We start from the raw sequence: 8873 nt of genomic DNA, 5'->3' as shown, positions 1-8873 counted from the left end.
CACCCGGTTGTGACACCTTGGCTTCACCGAATGGCACCTCACCCCCAAGTGCCGACAACCATCTGGGTGGCTCTACAAAGGAAAACTGTTGTAGCCATTGCGACCAATTTACTCGTAATACACCCACCTGGGGATGATTTGACGACAACACCTGCTCAAATAACTTCCATCCAAGCTGCGGTTTGAGCATCTCTATTCCTTGGGCTGCCCATTGCTTCTCACCCCGTTCACCCAGAGATGCTGCCATCCCCACAGTTGCCCAAGGTCCCCAGTTAATACTCACCGCCCTTTGTCCCTGCTGCCTTCGCTGATGGGCTAGAGCATCTAAAAAGGCGTTGGCGGCAGCATAGTTGCCTTGTCCTGGTGAACCTAACATCGAGACTACTGACGAGAAAAGGACGAAAAAGTCTAAAGACAGGTGCTGGGTGAATCTGTGCAAGTTCCACGCTCCTGCTACCTTTGCTGCCATGACTTTGGCAAATCGCTGCCAGTGTTGTTGCAGTAGTACGCCATCGTCGAGAATGCCTGCGGCGTGGATGATGCCTTTGAGTGGTGGCATCGATTGACTCATTTGTGCTAATACTGCCACAATTTGCCCTTGTGAAGATACGTCGGCTAGGGCTATTATGACTTCAACCCCGGTCTTTTCCAATTGAGCGATCGCTTGGCTGGCAAGATCGCTAGGGGGATTACGTCCGACAAGTACAAGATGTCGCGCTCCCTGCTCTACCATCCACTGGGCTAGTTGCAGTCCCAATCCCCCGAACCCACCTGTAATTAGGTAAGTCCCATCGCTGTCCAAGCGAGCAGATTCTAATTGGGTTAAGGGTTGTTTGCTGCGGACTAAACGGGGGACATAGCGTTTTCCTTGTCGCCAGGCTAGTTGTTGTTCACCATCTGGTTGTTGAATTTCACTTAAGAGTGTGGCGGCTTGTTGCTGTGGGTTACCCCAGTCTAAATCTATTAGTCCACCCCAGATTTCTGGGTGTTCCAGAGCGATGACACGACCTAATCCCCATAGGGGTGCTTGTGCTACTGCTAGAGGAATTGGCTGTTGGGCGACTGCTTGTGTACCTTGAGTGACTATCCACAGTCGCGGTAATGGTGTTTGTCCCTGTTGGACTAATGCTTGTACCAGGTGTAGTCCGCTGCCACAGCCTTGGATTTGTGCTGTTTCTAGGGTGGTGATGCTGGTGACTGCTGCTGGGGTGGTGTCTAGGCTCCACAGGTGGATGATGCCTTGAACTGGTGGCTGTGTGAGTTTTAATTGTTGCAATAGTTGTTGAAATTCTTCGGGTTGGGCTGGGTTGAGTCGATAGTTGTTGTCTATTTGCTCATAGCTTGTGCCGCGTGAGACGATGGTGCAGGTTTTGCCATTAGATTCTAGTTGTTGAGCTAGTGCTGTACCGATACCTGCGGTGTCGGCAAAGATCAGCCAATGACTATGGTTGCTTGAGTGTATGGTGTCTATTTCTGGTTGGGGTTTGGCAAGCCATGCGATTTCGTATAGCCAATCATTCTTCTGCGCTGGCATGACTCTTTGCAGTGCTTCTCGATTGGCTTGCACCAGGTGTAGTCCTGTGATTTGTGCTACTATTTGCTGGTTTTGATCAAATAATTGTATATTGGCTGTGTATGTCTGTTGGTTTGATCCAACGCCTTGTTGCATTTGCACTTGGCACCACAGTTCCTTGTCTGTTTGCCCGTAGTATTTGAAGCTATCTATGCTAATAGGCACGTAAGTGGTATTAGGTAAGTTGGCGATCGCAAGTTGCAGGCAAGAATCAATTAATCCTGGATGCAGCTGATAGGCATCAACTTCTGCCACCGCTTGCCGCATCTGACATAAAGCTTCTCCATTCCCCTGCCAGGCTTGCTCAATCCATTGAAAGCTGGAGCCTAAGTTAATTTGCCGCGTCTGATAGAATTCTTGATAAAACTCTGCTCTAGACATTTGCTGTTGGCATTGTGTCTGCATTTCTTCAATAGCAGATTTCTGCGCCAATTCTACGGTATCTGTCTGTCCAATACGGATTTTTCCAGTAGCGTGCAATTTCCAATGTTGATTTTCCCCGTCTGCACTGTTACTGAAGATTTGAAATGTAGCTATTCCCGAATTTTCCAAAGACAAAATTAACTGAACAGTTTCGACTTCGTTTTCAGGGATGATCAGTGCTTGAGGGAAAATTACATCCTCCACAACGCAGGCACTTCTGCCAAAGACTTCTTGCGCCGCAGACAAGATCATCGATACGTAACAAGCGCCAGGCACTACTACAACGTCATAAATGCGATGATCATCTAAAAAAGCCAGTGTATCTTTACTAAACTTAGCCTCAAATTGAATTTCCTTTAAAGGTGATTGTAGTCGCTGACCCAGAAAGGGGTGAATTTTAGCGGTACTTTCAGCAGAAAGTGATAGCGTGCTTCGAGATTCGACCGCCTCCAGCCAAAAGCGTTGACGCTGGAAAGGATAAGTAGGCAGTGCAACCCGACAGCGTTGATAATCGCGGTCAAATCCCACCCAATCCACCGCACAACCATGAACATACAATACCGCCAAACTATGGAGCATTTGCTGCCAATCATCCTGTCCCTGGCGTAATGAAGGCAGCCATGCTCCCTCAGTCTTAGGTAAACACTGTCTTCCCATTCCCAAGAGCATCGGACTCGACCCCACCTCCAAAAATATCTCCACTCCTTGCTGCTGTAGTGTTGTCATCCCTTGGCTAAATCTCACTGGCTGGAGGATATGTTCACACCAATACTGGGCTTGGCTCATCTGTGAACCTGACACCATTTGCCCACTCACGTTAGAAATTAATTCGATTTTGGGAGTAGCATATTTTACCTGTTTTGCTACTTGTTTAAACTCGTTTAACATCGGTTGCATTAAAGGTGAGTGAAAGGCGTGGGATACACTCAGCCTTTGGTAGTGGATGCTTTCGGACTTCAATTTTGTCAGTACTGCCTCAATGTCTGTGTTCTCGCCAGAAATCACAATGTTCTCTGGTGTGTTCTCAGCCGCAATGACTACCGCTGGGGCGTAGGGTGCAATCAGTTCTGTGACTTTGGCTGCATTTGCAAACACTGCTACCATTTGCCCATTAGCTGGTAGAGATTGCATTAACTTTCCTCGTTGTGCTACCAATCTCAGCCCATCTTCTAAGCTGAATACTCCGGCTATACAAGCTGCGACATATTCCCCAAGACTATGCCCAATGACGATACTCGGTTCTATTCCCCAAGTACGCCATAGTTGTGCGACTGCGTACTCTAGTGCAAACAGGGCTGGTTGGGTGTAGGCGGTTTCGTCTATTGGTGAGGTAATGCCAGTTTCTGGGTAGAGTACTGACAGTAGTGACTGACCCAGATATGGACTTACTAGTGCGTCACATTTGTCCAGTATCTGACGAAAGGTGGGTTGGGTGTCATAGAGTTGCCTTCCCATGCGTATATATTGGGAGCCTTGTCCTGTGAAGAGAAAGGCGATTTTGGGTTTTTGGCTGCTGAGTATTTCTCTGTTTTCTACTCCTGGTTGTTGTTTTTCGCTGAGGAAGGCGGCTAGTTGTGCACCTATTTCGGCTGTGGATGCGGCACTGACTGTGAGGCGGTGGGCAAAGTGGCTGCGTCCTGTGTTGGCTGTGAAGCAGATGTCTGCTAGTGATTGTGAACGGTTGGCTTTTAAATGCTGTTCATATTTTGTAGCTATTTCTCGCAGTGCTGTTTGGCTTTTGGCTGAGAGGGTTAATAACTGCCGTGGTCTTTCTATTGCTGTTGTCACCTTTGCCAATCTCGGTGCTTCTTCCAACACTAGGTAAGCGTTGGTACCCCCAATCCCCAGAGAATTAACCCCAGCTCGGCGCGGGGTAATGTCTGTTTTCCATTCAGACAATGTTGTATTGACATAAAATGGGCTGCTGGCAAAGTCAATTTTGGGATTAGGTTCTTCAAAGTGTAGGCTGGGAGGTAAATATTGATGTTTGAGGGCGAGGACTGTCTTGATGAGACCTGCAATTCCGGCGGCGGCTTCTAAATGACCAATGTTGGTTTTGACTGAACCAAGAGCGCAAAAGCCCTGCTTGTGGGTACTAGTACGAAAAACTTGGGTAAGTGCAGTAATTTCTAAGGGATCGCCTAGTGATGTTCCTGTTCCATGTGCTTCTATGTATGTAACAGTCTCCGGTTCAACTTGCGCGATCGCCAAAGCCTCGGCAATTGCCTGTGCTTGTCCATCTACACTAGACGCAGTATAGCTAATTTTTGAACTACCATCGTTATTAATAGCCGAACCTTTAATTACCGCATAAATACAATCTCCATCGGCGATCGCATTTTCTAGTGGCTTTAAAACCACAACTCCCACTCCACTGCCAAAAATTGTTCCCTGCGCTTTGGCATCAAATGCTCTACAATGTCCATCGGCAGAAACGATTCCTCCCTCCTGCGTAAAGTAACCTGCTTTGTGAGGAACCCTAATAGTTACGCCTCCAGCCAGAGCCATGTCACATTCGCCATTGAGTAAACTTTGGCAAGCTAAATGCACAGAAACTAATGAAGTAGAGCAAGCAGTTTGAACTGTAACACTCGGTCCTTTCAGGTTGAGTTTAAAGGAAACGCGAGTCGTCAGAAAATCTTTATCATTTCCTATATGTTGAAAACTACCAGTTGAACCAACAAAATTACGATTTCTATCGGCGTAGGCAAGCAAATAGCTACTGATGCTGCCACCAGCACCGGCATATACTCCAATTGCTCCTTTGTAATTTGTAGAGTTATAACCAGCATTTTCCAATGCTTCCCAAGAACACTCTAAAAAAAAGCGATGTTGTGGATCCATGAATTCAGCTTCTTTGGGAGAGTATTCAAAAAAAGAAGCATCAAAATATTCAACTTCATCTAAGATGGGTGCCGCTTTCACATAATTCGGCTCCTTGAGTAGAGAAGGATCTATGCCATTCGTCTTCAGTTCATCATCAGAGAAAAATGAGATAGATTCCACTCCATTTTTCAGATTTTGCCAGAACTCATCAACATTTCTTGCTCCTGGAAAGCGACAGCTCATACCAATAATGGCTATGCTATTAGAATGATTAAGAGTATATGAATCATTATTCATCTTTTTTTCCCTCTTCTACTTCTGCCGATAATTTTTGTCTGCGTTCTGCCTGTCGATTCACTGATGCCCGAAGACGAGCCTGAACGCGGTTTTGGCTTTGTTCAAAACCAGGCTGTTCTTCTTGCTCCTCTGTGGTTGAGAAGCACTTGCAGTAGGCATTATACAAGTCACCCACTGTACGAATGCTAGTAATCGGTACTAGCTTGGCAAATGGGTCAGCTTCTAATTTCAATTCCAGAACAGCGACAAGTTGAGCGAGATCAAGGGAACTAAAGCTCAACTCTGTATTCAACTTCTGGTCATTTTTAATTTCAGAAATTGTTGAAGATTGCTGCTGGACAATTTGCAGAACTGTTTCGTGGATAATCTGTTCTAAATTTGGCATTGCTTCTGGCTGCTTTAACATGTGATTCCTCCGTCTATTACAAGCGTCTGTCCTGTGATAAACTGTGCATTTGGTGAAAGTAGAAACTGAATCGCCCCCACCATGTCATTGATTGTGCCTAATCTTCCCAGAGGAGTCCGTCGGATGATGCGGTTGCGTTGTTCTGTTGTCAGCGTTTCTACCATCGTGCTTTCAAAATATCCCGGTGCTACCGAATTGACGCGGATACCTCTAGGACCAAGCTCCCGTGCCAAGCTGCGAGTAAGTCCATCCAGAGCTGCCTTGGTAGCACTGTAGACAGCAACTCCTGCATGTCCCCGGACTGCATTCACTGAAGATATATTGATAATGCTTCCGGTTTGTTGTTGTAACATAATTCTTGAGCAAGCTTGGATCAGATGTATCGAGCCTTCAAGGTTGAGTGCAATTCCTTGATGTATGTCTGAAGCTCGCATCAGTGCAAGGATGCCATCAACTCCTACACCTGCGTTGTTAATCAGAACATCGAGGCGACCATAGCGTTTTGCGATAGACATGACAAATTGCTTAACTTGCTCATAATCAGTACCATCTATCGATTCCCACAGGAAAGATTGATCGAGATTGCGAGAATGCAGTTCTTCGATAAAAGGTGTGCATGAACGGCTAAAGGTAGCAACTATATGACCAAGCTCAAGAAAATTGGAAACAAGAGCGCTTCCCAAACCTCTGCTACCGCCACTGATCAGAATAACTTGTTGCTGAGACATATTTGCTAAGAGTGAAAATTTTTTGATATGACTAAATGCTCATTTCAAGACCCGACTAATACCAATTCACAATGACGCTCGTTCGCGGAGCGTGCCGTAGGCAAGACTCGCTAACGCTGCGCTAACGCAATTCGCAATTAAAAAACTTAGATGCAGCAAAGCTTTCAGGGTTTACATCTGTATCAGATTTTTCGTGAAATGGTATAAGTCTGTTGTCAGTAGATTACAAATTCTCAGCACAAGTTTTCAGAAATAACTTGATATGAGAAAGACTCGTTTTCTAACTGGCTAGTTGTCAAATCTGCCATTGGGAACTCCTGAGAGATGAAAAATCAGCATTTGCTAGTGTTTGTAACCGATATGAGATTAGTTGTGACATTTCTTTAAAGCAGAATTACACTGCTCGATATTTGTTTCTCATTCTCTTAAAGCGATCGCTATACTGCTTCTCCTTACTAATTTCTAGGAAAACTGGAATTTTATATGCAGCCAAGCGGTCTTTGCAGAACTCTCGCATCCGTCGTTCTATGGACCTTGGCTCTTCCGGTTCAAACAGATTCACTGTTGCTACAACCACGTTCCCGGTGACAGGATTGGCTTGACCTCGGACAGTAGCATCTCGAATATTATCCATTTGGAGTAAAACACTCTCTACCTCAGCTGGATATACTTTTTCGCCACCTACATTAATAATCTCCGAGGTACGGCCAAGAATACGAATATATTCACCGTCCACTTCTACTGCATCTCCGGTATTAAACCAGCCTGCTTCGTCAAAGGGTGAAGGAGCATTGAGATAACCCAGCATTGCAGATTTGGCTCGAATCCATAGATTACCTTTTACTACCTTTGTTTCAAAACCTTCACCACCTACCTTTACCCAAAGAGAGTTTGAATTCCGAGACTGAGTCTGGGGTATGCCTAGTTCAGAAAGACCGTATGTCTGTTTCAGTCGCACCCACGGAAGAACCTTGTTAAGGTACTCTAAAGTGCTGATAGGCATAGGCTCTGTACCATAGGTGATCAATTCCAAGGATGAGAGATCATAATGCTTGTATGCTTCGGAAATCAACAGCATATTTAGAAAAGTTGGTGTTGTAGGCAGTAACTGTACACGATATTGTTCAATAGCTCGGCATACAGACTGTGGGCTGCGCTCATCAATAGATATTACTGTTCCACCATTGCTGAGAATATGAAGTAATGTGTTAATTCCGCCAATATGATCGAGTAAAAGAAAGGCCAAAGTTCGCAATTGGGGACGACGTTCCTTGAACTTTTCTAAAATTTTGTCAAAGCTAAGTAGTACAGCTTTACTCTCTCCTGTAGATCCAGAAGTAAAGAGTACCAGTCCTGATTCACCCTGTATACGCAGATGATCGAGTAGTGGTTGGCGATCATTTATTTTCCGTCGGTTGAAGCTCCAAGTGTCATTGTTACTAAACTCAAATATAGCTCCGACTCTAGCAATTTCTAGGAACTTTGCTTTCTTTTCGGGTACTAATGAAGTCAATGGTACAACAATGTTGCGATTGGCAATCAATGCTAAAAGCAATGTACAGGTTTTAAATGAGTAGTCTCCGTGGAGGGCGACGCTCTCCCCTGCCCAAATGTCATAATTGCTAAGTTCGTGCTGCCACTTGACTACTTGCTCTGATAGTTGCTTATAGGTATATTGTTGCTCTTGCCAGATAATAGCAATATTTTCTTCAAACTCATCTAGTCTTTCTAGTAGCCAATACCTCATGATTTTTATACTCCTATTCTATGAAAGTACCATTTTTCAGTTTTCTATATCTAGTGGAGGTAGCCAGATCATGATGGCTGACTTGAAAATATAACGCCAAAACTTGAACACAAGAATTGAGTGTACAGATTGCCATTGACGATCTGAACAAATATGGAAAAAATAAAATTTGACAATCAGGCAATCGTGAGTTGCTCTGGAACTACCTCAGAGAATGAGACTTGATGTTTATGACGACTACTTAATCGATTTCTGTTTATGCTGTAGCAATGAAAGCATACCGTAAGCACCAAAGACTAACAGACTGAATGTAGAAGCTGGTTCGGGAATTGAAGTTGAGTCATTTTTAGGCACAATACGAAGGATTTGCCCTTCTCCTGCCTGAAAACCATTATTTGTGACATAAATCGCACCATCAGAGGCAAGCGATAGAGCAGTAGGAGTGATTAATTTATTGGTGATGACTGTACGAGTTCCATCAAGAGCGACACGGGTTAGAGTACCAATTGGGATTTCAGATGATGATGATATTGAGTTAGCCGCAAATTCTAGAACGTACAGATTGCCTTTAGGATCGAAAGCCAAATCACTGATGTTCGTAAAGCCATCAAGATAAACCTCTGGCTTATTATTATTAGAGTTGATTCGATAAATACTCTTTTGGTTAATGGCTTTTTCTTCGGATTGGGCTGCCTCATTCAGCTTCTCTGAAATAAAAGCTTGTGATTCAGCTGTTTGTGTTTGACGTAAAGTCTGTCTTTGACTAATTTCTTTCTTTGCCACATTGTTATTTTCACCAATGCCGAAACCGGAAGAGAAGAAAAATGTGAAAAGAATACCTGAAATAATAAATATTTTTTTCATAAAAAATAA

5 protein-coding genes are annotated in these 8873 nt (G+C 44.4%); all 5 read right to left on the bottom strand.

What is annotated here, in order from left to right:
- The coding region (locus LC574_RS13665) for a type I polyketide synthase (RefSeq protein WP_229454027.1) at window positions 1-5119 on the bottom strand (5119 nt) is incomplete at its 3' end.
- The gene (locus LC574_RS13660; RefSeq protein WP_229454026.1) at window positions 5112-5525 is read right to left on the bottom strand and encodes a hypothetical protein; all 414 of its coding nucleotides are present in this window, start codon (window positions 5523-5525) and stop codon (window positions 5112-5114) included. The genes LC574_RS13660 and LC574_RS13665, both read right to left, overlap by 8 nt.
- Window positions 5519-6253 carry an SDR family NAD(P)-dependent oxidoreductase gene (locus LC574_RS13655; RefSeq protein ID WP_229454025.1) on the bottom strand — a complete coding sequence of 245 codons (735 nt, stop codon included), beginning with the start codon at window positions 6251-6253 and terminating at the stop codon, window positions 5519-5521. Before LC574_RS13655 ends, LC574_RS13660 begins: the two co-directional genes overlap by 7 nt.
- A gap of 394 nt (window positions 6254-6647) precedes the next feature.
- Window positions 6648-8000, bottom strand: coding sequence for a fatty acid--CoA ligase family protein (locus tag LC574_RS13650; RefSeq protein ID WP_229454024.1), 1353 nt, complete (start codon window positions 7998-8000; stop codon window positions 6648-6650).
- A 237-nt stretch (window positions 8001-8237) separates the two neighbouring features.
- Window positions 8238-8873 (bottom strand): ScyD/ScyE family protein (locus tag LC574_RS13645; RefSeq protein WP_229454023.1); only part of this gene is annotated, 636 nt, incomplete at its 5' end.

The organism is Nostoc sp. CHAB 5715 (assembly GCF_020829685.1).
Lineage (GTDB): Bacteria > Cyanobacteriota > Cyanobacteriia > Cyanobacteriales > Nostocaceae > Nostoc.
Note: the sequence above shows the minus strand (reverse complement) of the source record. Positions and strands in the feature narration are given on the sequence as shown.